General features: G+C 45.4%; 23 protein-coding genes. 7 read left to right on the top strand and 16 right to left on the bottom strand.

Annotated elements, in window-relative coordinates:
- Nucleotides 1–18: 18 nt before the first annotated feature.
- Together KI655_RS08255 and KI655_RS08250 are read right to left on the bottom strand one after the other, a co-directional pair.
- Complete coding sequence (locus KI655_RS08255) at nt 19–591, bottom strand: hypothetical protein (RefSeq protein WP_285403605.1); 573 nt, start codon at nt 589–591, stop codon at nt 19–21.
- Nucleotides 581–1,504 (bottom strand): SURF1 family protein, encoded by a 924-nt coding sequence (locus KI655_RS08250; RefSeq protein WP_285403604.1) that lies wholly within the window; start codon nt 1,502–1,504, stop codon nt 581–583. The genes KI655_RS08255 and KI655_RS08250 overlap by 11 nt, the downstream gene beginning before the upstream one ends.
- On the opposite strand from KI655_RS08250, the gene KI655_RS08245 reads away from it, so the two are divergent.
- The gene (locus KI655_RS08245; RefSeq protein WP_285403603.1) at nt 1,443–1,673 is read left to right on the top strand and encodes a DUF2909 domain-containing protein; all 231 of its coding nucleotides are present in this window, start codon (nt 1,443–1,445) and stop codon (nt 1,671–1,673) included. The two genes, KI655_RS08250 and KI655_RS08245, sit on opposite strands and share 62 nt — an antisense overlap.
- An 8-nt stretch (nt 1,674–1,681) precedes the next feature.
- Here KI655_RS08245 and KI655_RS08240 read toward each other — a convergent pair whose 3' ends face one another.
- Genes KI655_RS08240 through coxB form a run of 4 tightly spaced genes read right to left on the bottom strand, consistent with a single transcriptional unit; the run spans nt 1,682 to nt 6,092 of the window.
- Entirely contained in the window at nt 1,682–2,566 is an 885-nt protein-coding gene (locus tag KI655_RS08240) for a cytochrome c oxidase subunit 3 (protein ID WP_285403602.1), read from the bottom strand.
- A gap of 39 nt (nt 2,567–2,605) precedes the next feature.
- Nucleotides 2,606–3,220, bottom strand: coding sequence for a cytochrome c oxidase assembly protein (locus KI655_RS08235; protein ID WP_285403601.1), 615 nt, complete (start codon nt 3,218–3,220; stop codon nt 2,606–2,608).
- 8 nt (nt 3,221–3,228) lie between these two features.
- Nucleotides 3,229–4,875, bottom strand: a complete 1,647-nt coding sequence (gene ctaD / locus KI655_RS08230) for a cytochrome c oxidase subunit I (RefSeq protein ID WP_285403600.1) — start codon at nt 4,873–4,875, stop codon at nt 3,229–3,231.
- A complete protein-coding gene (gene coxB, locus KI655_RS08225) occupies nt 4,872–6,092 on the bottom strand; it encodes a cytochrome c oxidase subunit II (RefSeq protein WP_285403599.1) in 1,221 nt (406 codons plus the stop codon). Before coxB ends, ctaD begins: the two co-directional genes overlap by 4 nt.
- A 402-nt stretch (nt 6,093–6,494) precedes the next feature.
- Between coxB and KI655_RS08220 the strand changes: the two genes are divergently transcribed.
- Nucleotides 6,495–8,201: a phospho-sugar mutase gene (locus KI655_RS08220; protein ID WP_285403797.1), complete on the top strand. Its 1,707-nt coding sequence runs from the start codon at nt 6,495–6,497 to the stop codon at nt 8,199–8,201.
- Between the two features lie 110 nt (nt 8,202–8,311).
- On the opposite strand, the gene KI655_RS08215 is transcribed toward KI655_RS08220, so the two are convergent.
- From KI655_RS08215 to yegD, 4 genes are all read right to left on the bottom strand, one after another.
- Nucleotides 8,312–8,941 (bottom strand): LysE family translocator, encoded by a 630-nt coding sequence (locus KI655_RS08215; RefSeq protein WP_285403598.1) that lies wholly within the window; start codon nt 8,939–8,941, stop codon nt 8,312–8,314.
- A gap of 161 nt (nt 8,942–9,102) precedes the next feature.
- Nucleotides 9,103–9,735 carry a fumarylacetoacetate hydrolase family protein gene (locus KI655_RS08210; RefSeq protein WP_285403597.1) on the bottom strand — a complete coding sequence of 211 codons (633 nt, stop codon included), beginning with the start codon at nt 9,733–9,735 and terminating at the stop codon, nt 9,103–9,105.
- Between the two features lie 274 nt (nt 9,736–10,009).
- Nucleotides 10,010–11,089 carry a porin gene (locus KI655_RS08205; protein WP_285403596.1) on the bottom strand — a complete coding sequence of 360 codons (1,080 nt, stop codon included), beginning with the start codon at nt 11,087–11,089 and terminating at the stop codon, nt 10,010–10,012.
- Between the two features lie 488 nt (nt 11,090–11,577).
- Nucleotides 11,578–12,930: a molecular chaperone gene (gene yegD, locus KI655_RS08200; RefSeq protein ID WP_285403595.1), complete on the bottom strand. Its 1,353-nt coding sequence runs from the start codon at nt 12,928–12,930 to the stop codon at nt 11,578–11,580.
- 153 nt (nt 12,931–13,083) lie between these two features.
- On the opposite strand from yegD, the gene KI655_RS08195 reads away from it, so the two are divergent.
- Complete coding sequence (locus KI655_RS08195; protein WP_285403594.1) at nt 13,084–13,392, top strand: DUF1289 domain-containing protein; 309 nt, start codon at nt 13,084–13,086, stop codon at nt 13,390–13,392.
- A 97-nt stretch (nt 13,393–13,489) separates the two neighbouring features.
- Here KI655_RS08195 and KI655_RS08190 read toward each other — a convergent pair whose 3' ends face one another.
- Nucleotides 13,490–13,834: a HopJ type III effector protein gene (locus tag KI655_RS08190; RefSeq protein WP_285403593.1), complete on the bottom strand. Its 345-nt coding sequence runs from the start codon at nt 13,832–13,834 to the stop codon at nt 13,490–13,492.
- A gap of 248 nt (nt 13,835–14,082) precedes the next feature.
- On the opposite strand from KI655_RS08190, the gene KI655_RS08185 reads away from it, so the two are divergent.
- Complete coding sequence (locus tag KI655_RS08185) at nt 14,083–14,742, top strand: PilZ domain-containing protein (RefSeq protein ID WP_285403592.1); 660 nt, start codon at nt 14,083–14,085, stop codon at nt 14,740–14,742.
- Between the two features lie 102 nt (nt 14,743–14,844).
- Here KI655_RS08185 and luxQ read toward each other — a convergent pair whose 3' ends face one another.
- The 5 genes from luxQ to KI655_RS08160 form a co-directional block, all read right to left on the bottom strand.
- A complete protein-coding gene (luxQ, locus tag KI655_RS08180) occupies nt 14,845–17,427 on the bottom strand; it encodes a quorum-sensing autoinducer 2 sensor kinase/phosphatase LuxQ (protein ID WP_285403591.1) in 2,583 nt (860 codons plus the stop codon).
- Nucleotides 17,427–18,521 carry an autoinducer 2-binding periplasmic protein LuxP gene (locus tag KI655_RS08175; protein WP_285403590.1) on the bottom strand — a complete coding sequence of 365 codons (1,095 nt, stop codon included), beginning with the start codon at nt 18,519–18,521 and terminating at the stop codon, nt 17,427–17,429. The genes luxQ and KI655_RS08175 overlap by 1 nt, the downstream gene beginning before the upstream one ends.
- 249 nt (nt 18,522–18,770) lie before the next feature.
- The gene (locus tag KI655_RS08170; RefSeq protein WP_285403589.1) at nt 18,771–19,094 is read right to left on the bottom strand and encodes a GIY-YIG nuclease family protein; all 324 of its coding nucleotides are present in this window, start codon (nt 19,092–19,094) and stop codon (nt 18,771–18,773) included.
- Nucleotides 19,095–19,748: a YceH family protein gene (locus KI655_RS08165; RefSeq protein ID WP_285403588.1), complete on the bottom strand. Its 654-nt coding sequence runs from the start codon at nt 19,746–19,748 to the stop codon at nt 19,095–19,097.
- A gap of 60 nt (nt 19,749–19,808) precedes the next feature.
- The gene (locus tag KI655_RS08160; RefSeq protein WP_285403587.1) at nt 19,809–20,009 is read right to left on the bottom strand and encodes a hypothetical protein; all 201 of its coding nucleotides are present in this window, start codon (nt 20,007–20,009) and stop codon (nt 19,809–19,811) included.
- A 194-nt stretch (nt 20,010–20,203) separates the two neighbouring features.
- On the opposite strand from KI655_RS08160, the gene KI655_RS08155 reads away from it, so the two are divergent.
- The 3 genes from KI655_RS08155 to KI655_RS08145 all read left to right on the top strand — a co-directional run bounded on the left by KI655_RS08155 (nt 20,204) and on the right by KI655_RS08145 (nt 21,642).
- Nucleotides 20,204–20,518: a DUF496 family protein gene (locus tag KI655_RS08155; RefSeq protein WP_032550242.1), complete on the top strand. Its 315-nt coding sequence runs from the start codon at nt 20,204–20,206 to the stop codon at nt 20,516–20,518.
- A gap of 106 nt (nt 20,519–20,624) precedes the next feature.
- Nucleotides 20,625–21,251, top strand: coding sequence for a D-Ala-D-Ala carboxypeptidase family metallohydrolase (locus KI655_RS08150; RefSeq protein ID WP_285403585.1), 627 nt, complete (start codon nt 20,625–20,627; stop codon nt 21,249–21,251).
- A 154-nt stretch (nt 21,252–21,405) separates the two neighbouring features.
- Entirely contained in the window at nt 21,406–21,642 is a 237-nt protein-coding gene (locus KI655_RS08145) for a hypothetical protein (protein ID WP_285403584.1), read from the top strand.
- The last annotated feature ends 3 nt before the right edge of the window (nt 21,643–21,645 follow it).

The raw sequence follows: 21,645 nt of genomic DNA, 5'->3' as shown, positions 1-21,645 counted from the left end.
ACGCTAATCACGCGAGTTTTAACCAACTCGCGACAACTTTAATAACTTTCTTAGGTCGTGGATCAGCCCCTTAGACTGAGACACCAGTTGTTCTGGCTGAGCAACACTCTCATACACCATCACCAATTGCCCTAGCGGATCGATAACCACTATTGAAGCTTCACCCAAACGAGCACTCAGTGCTGGGTTACCATCCACTTGCGTAAAGTTTGGCAACTCAAGTAACCGGCTCTCTTGTGAACTCAGCGAAAAAACCACAGGCGTGACACGTTCACGATTTTTCCCTAGGGCTAAATGGCTCTGTTTAATGTAGTGAAGCTGTTGCTCGCACAACTGGTCACAGTCGCTCGGAGCGATATAGCCAATCAACCACCCTTGATTTGGGTCTTCGAAGCCGATATTGAGGTCGCTAAGCATCAACCTTGGCTCAACAAGCTGACCACTATTGGTCGCGCCTTCGTTGTACCAATGTTGGTCTAAAACCGTTTTGGCGATAATGGCGGGCAAGGCGAAAATGATCACTAAGCCTATAAGTAACAATCTGCCTTTACGACGCTTCTTCTCGAACGCCACCTGCGCTTTACTGTTCATGGTAGGTCTCCCCTGTGCGACGATGGCTAACAAATCGAAAACCAATCACTATCATTAACCCTGCCAACACTACTGCCATTGCAAACCACTGCACTGAATAACCAAAATGCTTTTCTGACTTCATCGCCGTTGGTCGCCATAGCAATTCATAAGGCCAGCTATCACCTTGGAACGGTTGAAACAGCACGGGCAAAACCTCAGAGGATGTGTGATCGGCTATCGCTGATATGTTTAGATTCTGTATTCGCTTCGGTTGGGTATTCTCTAAAGCCAAATCCGAACTCAGCGGATTGGTTGAACGTACATACAGTCGACCAGAAACCTGCTGAGACAAAGCGGGAAATTCGAGAATCGGCAGCTCACTGCGTTTTTTGGTTGCTTTGACGAAGCCTAAGTCCACCAACAGGTACTTGGGTTCTGAAAAGCCAGCAACCGGCATTAATTGATACAAGATATAGCCAACTGCGCCTTGGTGCGTCTGATTATCGAGTAGAAACATAGGGCCACTGGTTTGGGTAAAGTCCACCGTCACCTTAGTGCCATTGAGTGCCTGTAAGTATTGGCTGCCTGTCGTGTCTTGATGGTGTTCAATATTAGAGAGGCCATTATTCTCTAAACTATTCGCCCAAGCTTTCCACTCTGCCAAAACTGATATCAAAGGTTTGCTCGGCTGTGTCGCTCTCATCGCTAAGTGCTGCTCCAGCTGTTGCTTTTCGATGCCACGCTCTCGTTGCCACAACCCCAACTTGATTAATAGACCCACTGAAACCACAGTTAACAGAGCAACCACCCATACACCGACACTTCGGCGCGGGCTATTTCGATGATTTGCTTCATTAGGGGTTAACACCATGGTCTCATCCACATCCGTATTGTTATTTAAAGTCCTTTTGGTCGTCCTACTGTTCGTCATTGCGTTTAACTTGATGAAAGCGCTATTCCAATTCTCATCAGGAAAACACAATGGAAAACAGCTCAGTCATTTCCTCGGACGACGTGTTTTCTTCTCTGCCATTGTTGTTATTTTACTGCTACTTGCCATGGCGACTGGGTTGGTCACACCTAACCCGCGACCTTATTAGCCTCATCGTTACAATACGTAAACAAAGACAAACAAGCCCAACCAAACCACATCAACAAAGTGCCAGTACCAACTCCCAGCTTGGAACGCAAAATGGTCTTTCGGCGTAAAGTGATCCTTAGCCACACGACCCAGTAAAACGATCAGAAAGATGGTCCCTAAACAGACATGCAGCCCATGGAAGCCGGTAAGTAAGAAGAAGGTGTTGCCGTAGATGCCTGATTGCAGGGTAAGATTCATCTCTTGATAAGCATGGATGTACTCTTCAGCCTGAAAGAATAAGAAGAAGCCAGCGAGGACGATAGTGATTTCCAGCCATACCGTTAACGCCATGCGTTGATTTCGCTCAAGGCTGAGATGCGCCATATGAAGAGTGACGGAAGAGAGCAGCAAAATGACGGTATTTTTCAGTGGCAGACCTTGCCATGGCATTGCTTGCGTGGTCACGCCATCTGGAGTGGTCGTAAGTGGCCACATTGATTGAAACATCGGCCACAACACTTCGTGAGTCATCTCATTATTACCCGCTCCACCGAGCCAAGGCACCGAGATCATACGCGCGTAAAACAGTGCACCAAAGAATGCGCCGAAGAACATGATTTCAGAGAAAATGAACCAACTCATCCCTTGCCTAAATGAGCGCGAGATTTGCTCGGAGTAAAGTCCACTGAGAGACTCGGTGATCACATTGCTGAACCAGCCTGCAAGCATATAAAGCAGTACAGCAAAACCAATGACCAAGGTGAACTTACCAAACACACCACCTGCCGCGTCAGTCCCCATGTTTTGTACTGTGAGCCCAGAGCCTAACGCAACAAGAAATAGCGCTACTGCCCCTACCAAAGGCCAGTGACTCTGGTGTGGTACAAAATAGATTTCCTTTTTAGAACTCATTGCTCAACTCCTTTTGTTGATACAGGTTCTTGCGACGGCTCAGTTTTTCGCGACTACATCCTGCTCTGATGACGTCCCATTCGTAATGTTAAACAAGGTATAAGAGAGAGTCAGAGTATGAATCGACTCTGGAATGCTGGGTTCGATATAGAATATCAACCCCATCTCGGTGCTCTCTTTTGCGTTCAATGGTTGCTGATTAAAGCAAAAGCATTCCATCTTATTGAAATACGTAGCGCCGTTGCCGGGAGAGACCGACGGCACCGCTTGCCCGACCAAGTTCAGCCCTGACGTGTTGGTGGCAATGTAATTGGTTTGAATCACCTCACCAGGGTGAACCTCTAACACTCGTTTTTCTGGCTCAAATCGCCACGGCATATCCGGCTTGATGTGCGACATAAACTCTACACGTACTATTCGACTGTAATCTGGCTGCATGCCTTGTGGTTGAACAGCTGACACCGCATTGGTCTTGCCGTTAATTCCTAATGCCTCACACATCACGTCATAGAGCGGCACTAAAGCAAAGCCAAAACCGAACATACCAATCACACTCAATACCAAGTAAGCCGTCAGTTTCTTAGTGGACCGCTTTGTGGTGTTACCTTGCGTTTGTGACGTTTGTGTATGATCGTCTTGCGATTGCTTGTTCATGAGTCACCTCAGTCCACTTTTGGCGGATGTGTAAAGGTGTGATGCGGTGCCGGGCTTGGGACTGTCCACTCAAGCCCTTCCGCTCTTTCCCAAGGTTTACTTTCCGCGGGCTCGCCCCCTTTCACACACTTAATCACAAGCCATAGGAAAATAAGCTGAGACAACCCAAAGGCGAAACCACCAATCGACACCACTTGATTGACGTCAGCAAACTGAATCGCGTAGTCCGGAATACGTCGCGGCATACCCGCTAACCCAAGGAAGTGCATTGGGAAGAAGAGAACGTTCACGGAAATGACCGAAGTCCAGAAGTGCCACAGGCTCAACTTGTGGTCGTACATGTGTCCTGTCCATTTTGGCAGCCAATAGTAGGCAGCAGCCATGATCGAGAACACAGCACCGGTTACCAGCACATAATGGAAGTGCGCCACAACAAAGTAGGTATCATGGTATTGGAAATCGGCAGGCACTATGGCTAGCATTAGGCCGGAGAATCCACCTATGGTGAACAGCACAATAAAGGCTATTGCAAACAGCATTGGAGTCTCAAAGGTCAACGCCCCCCGCCACATGGTCGCCACCCAGTTAAACACCTTCACCCCAGTTGGCACGGCTATCAGCATGGTGCAATACATAAAGAATAGCTCAGCGAATACTGGCATCCCCGTGGTGAACATATGGTGTGCCCATACCAAGAATGACAAGATCGCAATACTGCACGTCGCGTAAACCATAGAGTGATAGCCAAACAATCGCTTACCACTAAAGGCAGGAATGATCGCCGAAACAATACCAAATGAAGGCAGGATCATGATGTACACTTCTGGGTGTCCAAAGAACCAGAAGATATGCTGGAACATCACCGGATCCCCGCCCCCTGCAGCATCAAAGAAGCTGGTGCCAAAGTACTTATCGGTTAACACCATGGTTACCGCCCCCGCGAGGACGGGCATGACCGCTATCAATAGAAATGCCGTAATCAACCAAGTCCAAACAAACATAGGGAGTTTGAACCAAGTCATACCCGGGGCGCGCATATTAACGATGGTGACAATCACGTTGATCGCGCCCATGATCGAGCTGATACCCATGATATGGACCGAAAATACGAACAATGCCGTGCTATCGGGGCCATAGGTTGTAGAGAGTGGTGCGTAGAAGGTCCAGCCGAAACTCGGGCCACCACCTTCTGTGAATAAAGATCCAATTAAAATGAGGAAAGCAAAAGGTAGGATCCAAAAACTCAAGTTGTTCATTCTTGGCAACGCCATATCCGGCGCACCGATCATCATCGGGATCATCCAGTTGGCAAGACCGGTGAACGCAGGCATCACCGCCCCGAATACCATGATCAAACCATGCACAGTGGTCATCTGATTAAAGAAGTCAGGCTCGACAAGCTGTAATCCGGGTTGAAATAACTCGGCACGAATCACCATAGCCATCGCCCCGCCCGTTAAGAACATCGCAAAGCTGAACCACAGATAGAGTGTGCCTATATCCTTATGATTGGTTGAGTAGAGCCAACGAGCCCATCCTTTTGGTGCTTCATGATGGTCATGATCGGTCACGTCGATTAAATCATCGGCAGTATGACTGATCGCTTGATCTTCAGCCGGCGCTGACTTCACCGGTTTGTTGATAGGTGAACTCATATCGCCTCCTTACTCATCGAGGACTCGGGTGTTGTTTGCGTATCAGACGTAGCATCCGCACTGCCACCGCCTTCGATTTGCTGTTTATATGCGTTGATGTCGGATGCCTGAATCACATCACCCGTATCGTTGCCCCACGCATTGCGTTGATAGGTGATCACTGCAGCAATCTCTTTCTCAGTTAACTGATTATCGAACGCCTGCATTGCCGTACCAGACCGGCCGTAAACGATGACATCGATATGATCTGATACATTGCCCAGAGCAACTGGACTACCCTTAATCGCCGGGAATGCACCAGGTATCCCTTCACCATTAGCTTGATGGCAGACTGAGCAACGAGACGCATACACTTGCTCACCAATGGTGTTCAGCTCTTCCAAAGAAAGTGACGCATCTAATGCTTCCTTAGCGGCTTGAGCTTCAGCAATCGCCAACGCCTTCTGATCCGCTAGCCACGCATCAAAATCATCCTCTTCCATCGCTTGAACCACAATCGGCATAAAGCCATGAGCTCGCCCACACAATTCTGCACACTGGCCTCGATAAACCCCAGGCTCATCTATCTTTGTCCATGCTTCGTTGATAAAGCCGGGGATAGTGTCCTTCTTAACCGCAAACGCTGGCACCCACCATGAGTGAATCACATCGTCTGAGGTCATTAAGAAACGAACTTTACGGTTGATAGGCAACACTAGAGGCTTGTCCACTTCGAGTAAGTAATGTGCCCCTTTGGCTTCGATACCCTCTATCTCTTTATCGCTGGTTGCCAATAAGCTGAAATACTCGACGTCTTCGCCAAAGTAGCTGTAGTGCCACTTCCATTGAGAGCCAGTAATTTTAATGGTGATATCTGATTGAGAAGTGTCTTCCATAGCAATCAGAGTTTTGGTCGCTGGAATCGCCATGGCGATGAGGATAATGATGGGAATGACTGTCCAAATAATTTCGACTTTGGTGCTTTCGTGAAAATGTGCCGCTACGGCGCCCTTCGATTTCCTATGCCTCAGAATCGAATAGAACATCACACCAAACACGACAAATGCGATCGCACAGCAGATGTAGAAGATCAGCATGTGCAGCTCATACACCTTGCCGCTGATCTCTGTGACACCCTGTGTCATGTTGTATTCGCTCGTCGCTAGGGTCGTTGGCGCAACTAACAGTGACATGCTGCTGCCAATAAGCAGGGCATATCTCAGCAATAATCGTTTCAAAAGATCTCTCCTCTATCCATCCGTATTGGATATGTGCGACCTATCAAGCGGAAAACACCGCCCAAAAAATGAAAGACTTGGAATCAGACCGAATGAGCAACCTCAAACACAGGTTGCTAACGCTGTTCTCATACTTAAAAGCTACGAGCAAACTCAATAAAAGGTTCAAAAACAGCGAATTTGTTACTTTTTGTTATATTTATGTAAAAGGCTAGTTATCGATACTCAAATATTCAAGGTCACATTAGTTACTAAATGCTCAATTATTTAATTTGTGCCACAACAAAAAAATCGAACACTTATCACTGTTTGCGCAAGTTTTACGATTGCCTTCAAGGTAATGCGAATGAATATCAATTACATTGATTGCAAAGCCGATTTCAAACTAGAAGGTTAATGAATATGCAAGATGCAATGAACTGGTTGGCGAGAGACCCAGATCCAAGAACTCGCGAAGAACTTCAACTGCTCATTGATGAAAAGAATCATGACGAAATTGGCGATCGATTTAGCCAAAGATTGGAGTTTGGTACCGCGGGTTTACGCGGAAAAGTAGGCTGCGGTCCAAATCGAATGAACCGCTTAGTTATTCAAGAGACAGCAACAGGCTTAGGTCACTATCTTGTCGACCATGTACCACAAGCGCTACAGCGTGGTGTGGTGATCGGCTATGACGGCAGACTCGATTCAAAACAGTTTGCGACTGACACAGCTTCTGTTCTTTGTGCGCTTGGCTTTAAGGTCTACTTAACCAGTAAGGTTGCAGCAACACCCGTCGTCGCTTTTGGTATTGAACGCTTTGATGCTGCGGCTGGCATCGTTGTTACAGCAAGCCATAACCCACCAGAGTACAACGGCTTCAAAGTGTACTGGGAAAATGGCGCACAAATCATTCCACCGCACGACAGCGGCATTGCTGCCGAGATCGATATTGCAGCAACAAAACCTATCCCGCTGATGAGCCTCAGTGACGCAGAGAAAGAAGAAAAATTGGTATGGCTAACGGAGGAGTATTACCAAGCTTATCGCCAAGCCGTTAACACGGCATCTTTCATTAATAAACAAGGCTCAGATTCTGATACTGTTATCGCGTACACCGCTATGCACGGCGTTGGCGCGCAAATGGCTGAAGATCTCCTTCATGATAATGGATTCCACAAGGTCTTCAGTGTTGCCGAGCAACGTGAGCCCGATGGACACTTCCCTACGGTTAACTTCCCTAACCCTGAAGAGAAAGGCGCGATGGATCTGGTTATCCAACTCGCACAAAGCGTTGATGCTGATATCGCGTGTGCTAATGACCCAGATGCAGACCGATTCGCCGTTGCGGTGAAACTGCCAGAAGGCGGTTACAAGATGCTCACAGGGGATCAGGTGGGTGTGCTCTTTGCTCAATACCTTTCAGCGAAGTCTTATTCCAAAACGCAATTGGTCGGTAACAGCATCGTATCTTCAACCCTGCTAGAGAAGGTCGCGAATGCCAACGGTGCCCGCTACTTCCAAACCTTAACGGGTTTCAAGTGGCTCACCAACGTGGGCATGCAGTTGGAAGACGATAATCATGAGTTTCTTTTCGCTTACGAAGAGGCGCTTGGCTATACAATGGGCACCTTGGTTCGAGATAAAGACGGTCTGTCAGCACTAGTGGTATTTGCTCAACTCGTTGACGAATTGAAATCAAAGGGTAAGACGGTTTGGGACTTGTTGGCTGACATCTACATGCAGCATGGTCTGTACACCAATGCGCAGCGAAGCATCGCTTTAGACCCAAGAGCCCCTTCTATCGGTTCCAAGCTGAGAAGTCAGCAACCGAGTAGCATTGGCGGTATTTCAATACGCGTAATTGAAGACTTACAATCTTCGTTACGCATCACGATTGGTGGCGCGACAGAAGCGATCAACCTGCCTGCAAGTGATGTGCTGATTTATCATCTCGAAGATGGTTCACGCATCATTGTTCGCCCTTCAGGCACAGAGCCAAAAGTGAAGGTGTATTACGAAACCGTCACGGCGTTCGAACAGGGTGAAAACTACGTTGACGCGGTACAACGTGGTGAAGTCTATATCAACCAGTTGATTGAACAGCATCAGAGTGAGCTCAACCAATAGCGCTTTAAAGCCAGCGTCTTAGAACGAAACTAGACGCTTAATAAACTGCTTTTTGGATACAAAAATGGACGCTCAGGCGTCCATTTTTATTCAAACTAGTTTGGTTTAGATTAACCCACAAATGATGACAGCATCCACAGTGACAAAATCACAAACACGCCACCCATCACCTTCTGCTGATACGTTCTGAATCGCGCATTTTCTAATAGAGGCTTGCCTAATGTGCCAGCGAGAGCAACCAGTGCAAAGTTAAAGGTCAGACCTAGCAAATTAAGTAGTAAGCCTAGAACAAGCATCTGTTCTCCAGATGTCGCTTCAATGTTGGTTGAAACAAACTGAGGCAAAAACATCACAAAAAAGACAAGCGCTTTCGGGTTAAGTAGATTACTGATCAACGCTCTTTGGTAATAGGCTTTAGCGGCAGAGTTATCGGTTAACTCAGGAGCATCACCTTGGTCAGAGCGCAGGCAATCCCACCCCATCTTCAACAGATAAGCACCACCCAATAGATGCAAAGCTTGTAACGCCAGCGGGCTCATCGCTATCAGAGCTGAAACACCCATTGCAGCCAGAACCGTAAGGATAATCCCTGATGTTGCATTTCCTAAGCTCGCAAACACACCGACTTTTCGTCCGTAGCTCATACTCGAGCTCGCAATAAGTAGCATGTCAGGACCAGGAAGAAGAAGCAGTGCAACAACGGCAGTTAAGTAAACAGGGAGTATGGCTAGATCGATCATTAGATTGTGCGTTGATATAAAAAAGGAGGCGGATTTTATATCAAGTACAAGCTATACACTAGATGCAATCAGTTGAAACCTTAGTTATTTATCGAATAAAAAACCAATCAATAACAATTCAACAACGTTATTCTCTAATCTGGTTCGATTAAATAGATGACTTAGTTAGCGACCCACTCTATCTCGACTAAGGTTTTATCACCGCATTTCAGACGCCCCAAAAACAGATCACCTTGGTGTACCTCACCGACGCCTTTTGGGGTTCCAGTCATGACAACATCGCCATCAAGCAGTGTGGTGTAGGAGCTCAACTCTTCTAGAATAGTTTGAGGGGAATACAGCATCTGAGAAACGTGGCCCTTTTGAACACGAACACAGTTAATGAACAGTTCTAGGTGTAAGTCTGTCAAATCAAGCCCATCAACAGGGACGAAACGACTCAGTACCGCGGAACCGTCAAAAGCCTTTGCTCTTTCCCACGGTAACCCTTTTCCCTTGAGGTAGCTTTGCAGTTCACGTTTAGTCAGATCTAAACCCAACCCGACTGCGACATACTGGCCTTGTTCAACGATAAAACAGATTTCGGCTTCGTAATGCAGCGGTTCTTGATGAAAAGAGGCAAGCGTTGAAGTCACTGAAGTATTCGGCTTATTAAACACGACCATGTGTTCAGGAATGGCATTGTTCAACTCTTCTATATGGTCTACATAGTTTCGGCCAACACAAAGTACCTTACTTGGCGTTGCGCTAATCTTGGAGTCCTGCCACAGCTGTTCTGGATGCGTGTTACTCATTGTCTTTCCCTGACCATTAATCGAGCACAGAGTTTAACTGATCAATGATGAAGAATCTTTGACAACCTAACACCTTGTTTCAAATATCTGATCTTCAGCGCAGTCTGATTTTTTAGGTAGGTTAGCTAATTGGAAGGGTCTGAAAGTTAGAAGGCATAAAAAAGAGCAGCCCCCTCAAACCTTTCAATTTGAAGGGGCCTAGCAAGTGTTTAGGACAGTATCCTAAGAGGGGTAAGACTCTTAGGAGTAAACACTATGCTGAATTAGTAATGGCTTATAGGTAGTAACGAGCACCGATAGTCCATTTGTCGTCAGACTTGTAGCCAGATTCGCTGTTTAGGTCGAACTGGTAAGCAGTGTAACCAACGATGTTGCTAGTGAAGTTGTACTCAGCTTGTAGTGCTAGCTCTTCACGTGCAGTCTCAGTCGTTGCACCTTTCGTTAGCTCACCTTCAACTACTTCGTAGTTCACGCTTAGGTTTAGGCTGTTTGAAAGACCGTACGCTGCTAATAGCTCGTATGCAGTGCTCTCTTCTAGAGTAGTGCCTTTTGCTAGGCCAGCGTTCATGTTCTCGTTAGACGCGTAGATACCCGCAACGTAAAGGCCAGAACCGTATGTACCGTATGCTGCAGAAACTAGGTGAGATTCAGCTGTGCTAGATTTACCAGATGCAGTGTAATCACCAGTGTTGAATGCGTAACCTAGCTTAACGCCTGCAATTGAGTAACCTAGAGTCGCTTGTACACGGTCACCGTATTTTACAGTGCTACGAGTAACAGTTACTTCACCTGTAATATCATCAACATCTTCAGCATCTGTTGTTACAGAGTTGTCACCTTGCCAACCTAGACCGAAGCTGAACTCACCAGCATCACCAAGTTGAATTGCGTTACGGTAGCTCACCATTTTGTCTGCACGACCAGTACCTAGAGCACCGTGGTTGTCGTATAAGAAGTCATTCGCGTAAGCGATTGGCATATCCGTTACGCTAGCTACGTCGTAGTATGGTGCCCATTGAGTACCAACAACTGCGCGGCCGAAATCGTCATGAGTTAGACCAACGTAACCAAGACGAGTAGCGAATGTGTCGTCACCACCGTCTAGGTAGTTTAGTTGCCATTCACCTTTAGCGTCTGCTGTGAAACCGTTGCCAAGATCTTGAGTAGCATTAAAGTTAATACGAGGAGAGTTTGAGCCTACTGAAGCATCTTCTTTTTCAGAACCATTTACGTTTACAGAAACGTGGCCGCCAACTTCAAAAGTTGTACCGTCTTCGTTGTAAAGTTCTACTGCAACTGCCTGTGTACCAAATACAGCACCTGAAATAGCAAGCGCTAAAAGTTTCTTATTCATTGTCATATCCATTTGTAACTTAGGGTGTTTGCTTAAGTACAACTTCAATCTGCGTTGAAGTTGTTACCTGTATTTAACAAGTGAGCCAACCGTAAGCCATGAATGACAAAAAAGTTGCATTAAAATATATAAAATAAAAACAACAGACCTATAAAAATAAAAAATACCATTAATAACAAAACTTTAAATCAAAAAACCTCTTCTAGATAGGCATAATGTTTATAACTATAAAAACATAAATTTGTTTTTTAATGCACAAAAAGCGCATGAACAACAATTGTTGTCAGTTACCTGTAAACCTCAACTTCCAGACAGAAACATTCTGTAACATGATGTAACGAGTAGAATTTTTTAACGGCGTGTAATTTATTGGTTCAGCATATTAATAGACAGGTTCTACACTCTGAGTTATGACACAGAGTTGGTATTTCTCAGGCACAAAAAAAGCAACCTGTTGTTGAGGTTGCTTTTAAAGATTAAAAAGGTGACTACTTAAAGCAGGTTTCGGCCCAGCGCGCGAGACCAGCAGTAACAGAGCCGAAGTAGTTACCGCTAACAATCGGTACATTAGGCACAGCTTGTTCGACCGCTTGTCGAAGTATTGGTGAACGAGCAGAACCACCTGTCATATAGATAACGTCTGGCTTTTTCTGACCTTGCTGAATAGCCTCGGTAACCAGCTCTATCATCTTAGCTTTCGGAGCATCGATCGCTTCAACCATCTGGCCCACAGAAATATCGACCTCCACCAACTCAGACGCTACTTGAATCGCTGTTCGATACTCATTGCTTTCCGCCAGTGCGATCTTAGCCTCTTCTGCCCTTCTTATGATGCTGTAACCCAAGGTGTCGTGATAAACACGCATCAGTCGGTCAAGTTTCTCAGGCTCAGCAGCTTCCTTACGCAGCAGTTTTAATGCCGCAAGATTTTCTCTTGAGTAGAAGTTCTTCTGCGCTTCGACATTGTTGATCGCAATTGGGTTCCAGAACTGCGTCAGTGGCATATCGATTCCAGACGTGCTCTTACTCGTCATTCCAAACGGCTGCATAAGACGCTTAAATGCAAGATAGATGTCCAGATCATTACCACCAACACGTTGTCCACTGTGCGCCAGTAAGCTTGCACTGCGATCGACATGACCAGCCCAACTTGGCCCCATCTCTAGCAATGAACAGTCGGTAGTACCACCACCGATATCTACCACAAGTACCGTTTGGTTCCGCGTCAGCGTGCTCTCATACTCAAGTCCAGCCGCCACTGGTTCAAACTGAAAAGCAATGTCAGAAAAGCCAGCGCGAGTTGCGGCGCGAGTCAGTATACGTTCCGCTTGTTGGTTCGCTTCTTCACCACCTCGACCATGAAAGTTAATCGGTCGCCCAATAACCGCTTGCTGAATGGCGCACTGCGTTGAACGCTCAGCCTGTTGCTTGATGTTCGCCATCATGGCACACACTAAATCTTCGAAAAAACTGACTTGAACATCATGGAGCCCACTCGCGCCTAAGAAAGACTTTGGCGACTTTACGTAGTAAACGTCTCTTGGGTCTTCCAAGTAGAGATCCAACGCCGCTTGACCAAATGCCATATCTTCAGGAACTAAGTCGATGCTCTCTTCACGGTTAGCGGCAATCGCACGGCGTAATACCTGCTCGCCAATAGCATCACTTGGCTTAATATTTAGATGGCGAAACAGGTGTTCAGAAACGCTCTCACGCGTCGGCGCAAACACCGTAGAGGGAATGTAGTGGTTGTCACCTTCAAGAGGCAAAAGACGTGGCGCCCCTTCGATCATTGCGGCAACTGAACAGTTTGCCGTTCCATAGTCAAATCCGATGAACATCAATCATATCCCCCAAGCTAGAAAAGGGGCGTGATGCTACCTGAAATGCCTGTAAATCGCTAGAGGCTATTAACCCAAGACGAAAGTGAACTCTTCTTAACATCTTGGCTAAGTATGTTACATTGCCACGCAAATGCTTTAGGAATTGAAAAAATGAAGACACCTTGTATCGCGGCCTGTAAGAATAATGGCGGCATTTGCGGTGGTTGCCATCGAACGATGAACGAGATCATCGGCTGGAAAGGTCTTTCCGATGAGCAAAGAGAACAAGTCATGCAGAACCTATCGGGTGATGCATCAACGCACCAATGTCCGCAATGCTATCAACCGGCTCAATGCGACATCAGTGCGGGTAAAGAGACATGTTGGTGTTTTGAGTTAGAGAAAAGAGACACCAGCGGCGTGCCGAAGGTCGGCGTTTGTCTATGTCGCAAATGCCTCTCTGCGCTGCCACTCGAATAGCACCAAATATACACTGAAAATAAAAAGAGAGGGCGAGTTAACAATAACTTCGCCTTCTCTCTTTCATGCTATGTCGGTTAAGTAAACCGAGACTGCACTATTTTTTCGTCAACGCTGGCTCAGAGAAACGAACTCCTTCCCAACCTTGCTTAATAAAGTTGCGGATGTTCTGGTGATCGGTGTTGTTTGGAAACTCAAGCACATCATGACGGTAGAATTGACCGAAACACGCTAAGGTTTGCTGTTGTGACAACCCTTCTAGCTGGCCAAACGCAAAGATCTTACACGAGCCGTTGTTCTGTCCGGCGGCGTTAATAGCATCACCATTGGTAAACTCTCGCTCAGTAAATTGGTAGTTGTGTTCAATCACTGCCATTGTGTCTTCAAACTGAATACTTTCTGGCGCGTTATCGAGTTTGGCCAAAAAAGTCGATAGTTCCATTTCTCTGTTCTCCATAAATATTGTTCTGTTGCAGTGTATCGAGTTTATGAGTGACTGCAAGCCTCTCATCCTCCGTCGCTCAATAAAATTAAGCTAGTTTTCAAAAACTTGCCTTCCCGCTCATTAGACCATAAAACGTGATTTGTGGACCTCTAAAATCCATCAATTAACATAATGAAACTAATGACATAGGACTATCAGAGCGTTATATTATTTCAACACTTATTTAACACTGCTTATATGGAAATATGCCAAAAGATAATAGCCAAGAACTGTTTAGATATCTGAAGCCTGGAACACGTACAGCAGGTGTTCTTGAATTTGGCCCCCAAGATTCTATCCAAGTCAGTACTCTCTATATTGGTCACAAAGAGGACCAATATCTGGTGCTTGAGTTATCTCAAAAATCAACAGAAGCCCTAACACTGAGAAAGCTGAATAATGTCGATATTATTATCCGAGCGATCACAGATACGGAGTTAGGCCATATTGTTGCCTTTAAAACCAGTGTTTTATCTCATATCACGCACCCAGCGCATCTGATCTTCCTAAGACCGCCATCGAACTTTGCGACTAAACCAATACGAGAGCATGAGCGCTATAAAATTAACCTCAGCTGTGAGGTCTCATTCGACACCTTGACACTCGATGCAACCCTTATCGACTTCTCGATCTCTGGATGTGGCGTGTTTTTAACTCAACAGTCAGATATTGATATTGGTATGAAGATTAAGGTGTCTTCGATCTTGGATGAACACCTACCAGAGGGCTTAGCGTATAAGGTCGTCAGCAAGAAGCGTCAAGGACAAGGTTGGTTACTCGGCATTCAATTCCCTGAACACCTCGAATTAGATGAAGAGTTGAAGAAGCTACTGTTAGAACTCGCATTCAACATGGGTAACTTGTAGGCCACTCATCGCACCACAACACGTATAAAAACTAAGGCGCAACATCCTGCGCCCTAGCTCTTTGTACTACCGTTCTTTGCAGCACAGCTATTTGTAATACCGCTACTCGTTACTGGCCAAGCGATTATCCGATTGATAGTACTCTTTGAAGTGAACGAAAGCGCGATGAAGAGACTCTTCTTTTATCGGTTTTACAATAACGTAGTTCGCCCCTGCTTCCATAAACCGATCACGAGTAGAGATCTGAGCATCAGCCGTGCAAGCATAGATTGGCGTGGTCAGGTGAAGATCTTCTCGTAGCTTGAGTGTGGTTTCCACGCCACCCAAGTTAGGTAACTGATTATCCATTAAAATGAGGTCGTATGGTTGCAGCTCTGCATAGGCTAACGCCTCTAAACCATCTTTCGCCCACGTTACCTTCATCCCATATTTCTTGCAGAAGGCTTGAGCAATAAAGGCATTGGTGTGGTTATCCTCCACCAGCAGTACCTTCAATGACTTCTCAAACAGATCTCTTGGGGCAATGGATTCATCGAGCATAGGGCCACTCATTGGCTGGGTTCTATACGTCACGGGGATATCAATAACAAACTCCGAGCCAGCATCCTTGGCGCTTCGTACTCTGATGTCGCCCTCAAGCATATCCAGCAAGTTTTTTACAATCGCTAACCCAAGCCCTGTACCACCATATTCACGCGTGGTGGTCTCTTCCGCTTGCACGAACGGTTCAAATACCGCGTCTAATTTTTCAGGTTCAATACCAATCCCTGTGTCTTTTACCCTAATGATTAAGGCTGCTTGGTTGGTATTGAGCGTCGTTTCCAAGTCGAATGAGACCGATACGCCGCCGCTATGGGTGAATTTCAGCGCATTGCTCAATAGATTGAACATGATTTGATTAAGACGAATTTGATCGGTGTAAATCTCTAACTCATCAGGCAAATTGCTATCGATACTAAACGTGATCGATTTTTCTAGGCATAACGGTCTGTATATGCTGTCTAAGGTATTGACCAATTCGTTGAGGCGGAAGTCTTTCTTCTGAATATTGAACTGACCTTGCTCGATTTTAGAAAAGTCTAAGATATCGTTGAGTACCGCAAGCAAGTGCTCTGCACTATTACACAACACATCGACTTTCTCTTTGTTGCTTTCGCTGGTCATAGAGCGCTTAAGGAGCTGTGAAACACCCAAAATACCATTGAGCGGCGTTCGAATTTCGTGACTCATTTTGGCGAGGAAGTCAGCTCGAACATTGGCGAGGTGTTCAGCCTCTTCTCGAGCGCGATCGGCTTGACGCTCGGCATCTACCAGCTTGGTAATATCTTGACCTTGAACCACAACACCGGTAATACCGTGCTCAACTCTAATGGCAGACATATTCCAACGGAATACCTTGTCGCCAATCGGCACGTTAATTCCGGTAAGTTTAGCGCCTTGAAGAACCATCAATACATTCGCACGCATCTTCTGTTCAAACTCTTGAGCTAACACACCTTGATAATCATCATCCGCAAACATCGCCATACGTGCTGCTGGGTTCATTTGAATCAACTTTCCTTTTTCCGACCAAACTAGGATCGGAGAATGAGCAAAGTTAAATAAATCTTGGAACTTTTGACTCTGCTCAGCAAGACGTTCAAACGTGTCCTCAAGCGTACAGCCGATATGGTGAAACTCGTAGATGTTCGAGCCATCAAATCGCTGGGTTTCGTGGTTGTCGCTCGCTGAGCGAGTGAACTCCATCAATTTGTTAAGCTCTTTTGAAACTCGTTTATGGATCCAACCCCTGGCAAAAAAGGACATCGCAATAAGAACAACAATCACCGCTAAAATCGCTCGTTCATAATTCTCTTCAAGAGCGATAAAGTTGCTGTTCTTCTGCACAGCTCGAATAGTCAGCGGAGTATCAACCGCATTGATTTTGATACGCGCAATAGTAACGAAGTGTTCTGGAAGCTGTTCATGCACACGATAAGAGAGTATATCTTCAATGGTGTAAGGCTCATCGCCACTGAATGTGGATGTGACAGGGTCGCCATGGGCCTCAATCACAATGTTCTCACAATTACTTCCTTGTTGAATGGATTCCGCTAGCGAGAAGTTATTGTCTAAGACAATCGTAATATAGAGCTGGCCAAGCACCTCACCCGTTTTGTTATCGACGATAGGGGTTTTGCGTGCGAGTAGATGGCGTTTGCCAATTTCAGTGTCTAGTTCGAGAAAGTGCCAGTTGCTGCTGAACGCCACCTGAGAGGAGATGTACTCCAAACTGCTCTCATCAAAGCCATAAAATTGACCGTTACCATCATCCCAAGACACACCATCATGTGTGGTAACAAAGCGCATATCTGGGGCGTGATTGGGCTCTCTTTGATCAACACCAAAGAAGAAATAGCTCAACTCCTCTTTGTCACCCGTTGCAAAATACGCTTTGAGCATGGCGCTGTGGGAGCTGCTATCTTGATGAATTTGAAGTACAGACAAACGGTAATCAAACATGTTCTGAATCAGACTCGACGTTTGCTGTACCGTTCGCTTGGTTTCTTGTTTGACTATGCTACTGCTGGTTTCATAATTATGAATCAACACACCAAGCGCCATCACACCAATCACGAGAATAATGATTCGTGTGATGAGTTTCGCCAGAGTATTGCGCGGCGTGTGAGCGTAGCTTTTCTTCATTATAGTCCTGAGTATCTAAAGGCTCGTTTTTTAAGTGATTCTATACGTTCCGGTGTGTCCTCTTTGGTCACAACCTCAAAATCACCCGAGTACACGGTCGGCACAGCAAAGCCTTCTAAGTCCCATTTAATGGCTTCAGCCATCGCAATGCCGGTGTCATCATTCATGCGCATCACAGTAACATCTAGATCACCACGAGCCAACGCTTCTAATTCCGCAGAACCACCGCCCCAGCCATTGAGTTTAATATCTAGGCCAGACTCGCGAATCGCTTCAGCAGCACCAAGTGCAACATCGGTGGCGCAAGCATAGATAAAATCGAGATCTTGATTGCGTGCGATGCTGATCTTCGCCGCTTTGTAGCCACTCTCTTTATCCGATTTAGTATAAAACGAGGATTTCAACTTAAAGTCAGTCTCTTCGTTTAATTTATGAATAAACGTATCACCGCGAGCGTCACTGATGTAGCCTTCAGAGCGGTAAAGCACTGAGTACTCACTATCATCATTAGAGTGCTGGCTAAAGTAATCCGCTAATTTCATGCTTCCCGTCGCGTGGTCAAAACCAACATACATAAACGGTTGGCGCTCTTCCCAAGCACGTACTGGCGTTGTAATATTTTGCAGGATCAGCTTGGTATCCGTAGAGGTTAAAACATGCTCAATGAATTTACGGTGACGAGTGGTATCAAGAGTAAAAATCAGGTAATCCGTCTTATTTTCAATCGCTTCCTGAAGAGAGATACTCTGCTGAGTTAAATCGGCATTAACGCGCGTAAACACTTGATTAATTTGGTAGTTGATTCTTAGCTTATCCAATCGCTTTTCAAACGCTTGAATATTTCGAACCCAGTAATCTGATATCTGCTGTCCCGGGTAAACTACGGAAATAGTGATAGGGTCTTGCTGCTTGACTTGTAAGGGAACGGGATGCTTCTGAACCGCTTGGTTCATCTGTTCTGTAAGCGTTTTTTGTGCAGGGAACTTATTCAAAAATTCTTGGTATTCCCAATAGCCATTGAGCACATGTGTGCCGTGAGAAAGGGCTGGCCCCGACAATAGCGAAGCCCCTAGCAACATAAGTGAACGTTTCATTATTTTCTCATTTTTGATGAGCTACTTCGGCTCATTTATTACCTAGCATGACGTCATATCGTTGTATGACTTTTTATATATTATGTAGGACAACCGTGAAAAATGATAGGCTCAAACAATAATTAGAACATCATTCTTATTAAAATTTATGCACTTAGTTTTCAAACAATAAAAATCACTCCACTTGAGTGCGCAATCTATTTAGCTAACTAATAAAGAGAAAATAAAGTGGGTGTCAAAGGAAATTTGTTAAGACTTGAACACTGGTTCAAAATAAACCTTGGCTTCGTCTTTTATCTCGACAGAAAGTTGCTGTGTAACAAGGCGTTCTTTGCGTGTTTTAGGGAGTTGTTTAATCGCATATTCCACTTTAAGTGCATCACTCTTCGAACCAGCTTTGTGACTCCACTCCAGTAACAGCGGGCCTTTACCTTTTAACGCTTTGGCTCCTTTGCCTTGCTGATGCTGTTCAAAGCGCCGAGAGAGATCATTGGTGATGCCGCAGTAGAGCGCGTTATGACGAGTACGGATCAGGTACACGACCCAATCCGCATCTGATTTCTTCTCTGTCATCTAGATAAGAGACTCAACCAAAACTTTTAGCTCTGCAAGTTCTTGCTTTAACCCTTCAACTTCTGCCTCTAAGCTCTCAATACGTTCATTACCCGCACTTGATACCGAAACAGGCGCTGATGTAGCGAGTGCTTCTAGATCTACCTCACCGCTTAACAGATGTTGATAACGAGATTCACGTTTACCAGCTTCACGTGGCAATTTCACCACCAATGCGCCCTCTTCACGAGCCGCCAGTTTATCCAGAACCGCTTCCAACTCTTTAACATCGGCAAAGTTCGCTAAACGGCCAGTACGTGTTCTCAATTCACCTGGGGTTTGGGCGCCGCGCAATAGCATGCAGCAGATGATCGCTCGCTCTTGCTCTGTGAATTGTAAGTCGCCAAACTCAGTATTGCAGAAACGATGTTGGTACTTACTAACGCGGCTATTAAAGCCACTTTCGTCACTGACTAAACGACGAGAGATAAGCCCATCTACCGCATCTAGCACATCAGACTCAGACAAAGATAAAACGGGCTCACGGTTGCTTTTCTGGTTACATGCCGTTGTTAAGCTATTGAGTGTGAGGGGATAATGGTCAGGGGTGGTGACCTCTTTTTCAATTAAACAACCAATAATACGAGCTTCAATTGCGGAAAGTTGCGTGTTCATTGTTTTTCCTTTTTATTATTTTCAATTCCGTCGTGACACATTCAAGGCTAACCTAGCAGGCTAGTGTTCAGACAAAATCGGGACTCTTCGTTTTCGGCCTTGTTCATCAATCATCATGATCTTAGAACGATTTAATTCAATTTCCACCACTTCTAAGTTGGTGCGCTCTTTTACATAAGCGGTACGAAGCTTGTCTTGCTCACTACAAGCTTCAGAGGAGTTTGCTTCCTGCTCCTCTTTTGGGGATTCTGGTTGGTTCATGCCACATTTCATATAATGCTATCTCTAACCAAGATACTATCGTGAACCGTCTCAGAAAAACAATCGGCTAGAGAAGAGAGTGACGAATAATTAGACAACCTTACTTTTGCTTTGATCTAAAGACTGTTACAACCGCATTCGATGTGCTTTAATCAGACTCAGATAACGTATATGACGATTAGGAAAAGGAATCTATGAGTAGCGTATTTGAAATTGTTAACCAGGCACGTCGTAAGAACAAACTTAAGCGTGAACTTCTAGACAACGAAAAGAAAGTTCGTGATAACCGTAAGCGTGTAGACCTTCTAGACAACCTACTAGACTACATCAAGCCAGAAATGTCTCACGATGAAATCCTAGGTATCATCAAGAACATGAAAGCTGACTACGAAGACCGTGTTGATGATCATATCATCAAGAGTGCTGAAATCTCTAAAGCTCGTCGCGACATCAGCCGCCGCATTCGTGAACTAACGGAAGAAGACAAGCAAACTCAAGGCAAAAAATAGTCTCTTCTTGCCTAACGAATGACGCTAACCCACTTATTTAAGTGGGTTTTTTTGACCCTAAATTTTGCGACTATACTCAAATGACTGCCACAGTTGGAGTCGCACCATGTATACCACGCTTTTAATTGCTGCCCTCTTATCCACCACAGAGCCCCACAAAGATGAACTAGAGAAGCTCTACACAACAGAGCGAGAAATAAGCTACGACGATCTAGTGGTTGATGTACGAGGTTACAAGGTACCCACCAAAGCAGCTTTTCAAGGTTGGGTGCTGCTTAACAATGCAGAAAAGAAAGTTGAGAAGATTGGTAACCAACTGAGAGAGGCTGGCATCAAGGAGACCATGCCCCTACACCTTATCCTATTGCAAGGAACCGACTGGGTACTCAGCGACACGACGCTATTTAGCTTACCCGAAGCGCAAAACATGCCAAAGATGATTAAAACACTGAAGTTCATCCAGACTTACATTGAACCTGAGATTGGTGTTGTAATACCGGTATCCGGTGAACGAACCAGCAGTTACAATCAACAAGCAGGAGGGGCTCCCCGTAGTAAACACCTTGAATTTTGTGCTCTCGATATGGTGCCCTCTGAAGACATTTCACGTGAAGAGTTGCACGTGAAATTGAAGAAAATCCACTCTCAATATGGCAAAGAGCACTTTGTCGGATTAGGGCTCTATGATGGCGTTCGTTTTCATATTGATACCTGTGGCTACAGGCAGTGGTAAAGACACTTTAGAGTCAATAAGACACGAAAATAAAACATGTTATATTGACTCACATTGTAATGATTAGTTATGTAAATTTATGATTTAAAAAAGATTAAATAGTTGGAATACCTTTTGCTCTACTCATAGTAAACCAAGACTATGAGGATGCATTATGAAACCCACTCAAACGACTTTTAAAACGCTTCTTTCTGTTTCCAATGCTGGATTGATCATCACTACGTTATTGATGATCATCAGCATCGTTATCGCCTACCCTCTTGCTGACAGTTTCTCTATAGCCGCCCAAATTGCCGCGCATATTGGTACCATCGTGATAGCTGCATTCTTAAAAGTAAGTTACGTTGGTCGCTGCTTGGCACAGTACAACTTAGGGATGGAAGTACGTTAGATA

Origin of the sequence: Vibrio sp. D404a, from assembly GCF_030248535.1 — a bacterium.
GTDB lineage: Bacteria > Pseudomonadota > Gammaproteobacteria > Enterobacterales > Vibrionaceae > Vibrio.
Note: the sequence above shows the minus strand (reverse complement) of the source record. Positions and strands in the feature narration are given on the sequence as shown.

Coding starts and splice junctions, on each gene's coding strand:
- KI655_RS08220 (WP_285403797.1), top strand. CDS start 6,495: ATGCAAGATGCAATGAACTGGTTGGCGAGAGACCCAGATCCAAGAACT.
- luxQ (WP_285403591.1), bottom strand. CDS start 17,427: ATGAAGAAAAGCTACGCTCACACGCCGCGCAATACTCTGGCGAAACTC.
- yegD (WP_285403595.1), bottom strand. CDS start 12,930: ATGTTCATCGGATTTGACTATGGAACGGCAAACTGTTCAGTTGCCGCA.
- KI655_RS08150 (WP_285403585.1), top strand. CDS start 20,625: ATGTATACCACGCTTTTAATTGCTGCCCTCTTATCCACCACAGAGCCC.
- KI655_RS08170 (WP_285403589.1), bottom strand. CDS start 19,094: ATGACAGAGAAGAAATCAGATGCGGATTGGGTCGTGTACCTGATCCGT.
- KI655_RS08190 (WP_285403593.1), bottom strand. CDS start 13,834: ATGGAACTATCGACTTTTTTGGCCAAACTCGATAACGCGCCAGAAAGT.
- KI655_RS08245 (WP_285403603.1), top strand. CDS start 1,443: ATGGTCTCATCCACATCCGTATTGTTATTTAAAGTCCTTTTGGTCGTC.
- KI655_RS08250 (WP_285403604.1), bottom strand. CDS start 1,504: ATGACGAACAGTAGGACGACCAAAAGGACTTTAAATAACAATACGGAT.
- KI655_RS08195 (WP_285403594.1), top strand. CDS start 13,084: ATGAAGACACCTTGTATCGCGGCCTGTAAGAATAATGGCGGCATTTGC.
- KI655_RS08155 (WP_032550242.1), top strand. CDS start 20,204: ATGAGTAGCGTATTTGAAATTGTTAACCAGGCACGTCGTAAGAACAAA.
- KI655_RS08255 (WP_285403605.1), bottom strand. CDS start 591: ATGAACAGTAAAGCGCAGGTGGCGTTCGAGAAGAAGCGTCGTAAAGGC.
- KI655_RS08145 (WP_285403584.1), top strand. CDS start 21,406: ATGAAACCCACTCAAACGACTTTTAAAACGCTTCTTTCTGTTTCCAAT.
- ctaD (WP_285403600.1), bottom strand. CDS start 4,875: ATGAGTTCACCTATCAACAAACCGGTGAAGTCAGCGCCGGCTGAAGAT.
- KI655_RS08160 (WP_285403587.1), bottom strand. CDS start 20,009: ATGAACCAACCAGAATCCCCAAAAGAGGAGCAGGAAGCAAACTCCTCT.
- KI655_RS08185 (WP_285403592.1), top strand. CDS start 14,083: ATGCCAAAAGATAATAGCCAAGAACTGTTTAGATATCTGAAGCCTGGA.
- KI655_RS08210 (WP_285403597.1), bottom strand. CDS start 9,735: ATGAGTAACACGCATCCAGAACAGCTGTGGCAGGACTCCAAGATTAGC.
- KI655_RS08175 (WP_285403590.1), bottom strand. CDS start 18,521: ATGAAACGTTCACTTATGTTGCTAGGGGCTTCGCTATTGTCGGGGCCA.
- KI655_RS08235 (WP_285403601.1), bottom strand. CDS start 3,220: ATGAACAAGCAATCGCAAGACGATCATACACAAACGTCACAAACGCAA.
- KI655_RS08215 (WP_285403598.1), bottom strand. CDS start 8,941: ATGATCGATCTAGCCATACTCCCTGTTTACTTAACTGCCGTTGTTGCA.
- KI655_RS08205 (WP_285403596.1), bottom strand. CDS start 11,089: ATGAATAAGAAACTTTTAGCGCTTGCTATTTCAGGTGCTGTATTTGGT.
- KI655_RS08240 (WP_285403602.1), bottom strand. CDS start 2,566: ATGAGTTCTAAAAAGGAAATCTATTTTGTACCACACCAGAGTCACTGG.
- KI655_RS08165 (WP_285403588.1), bottom strand. CDS start 19,748: ATGAACACGCAACTTTCCGCAATTGAAGCTCGTATTATTGGTTGTTTA.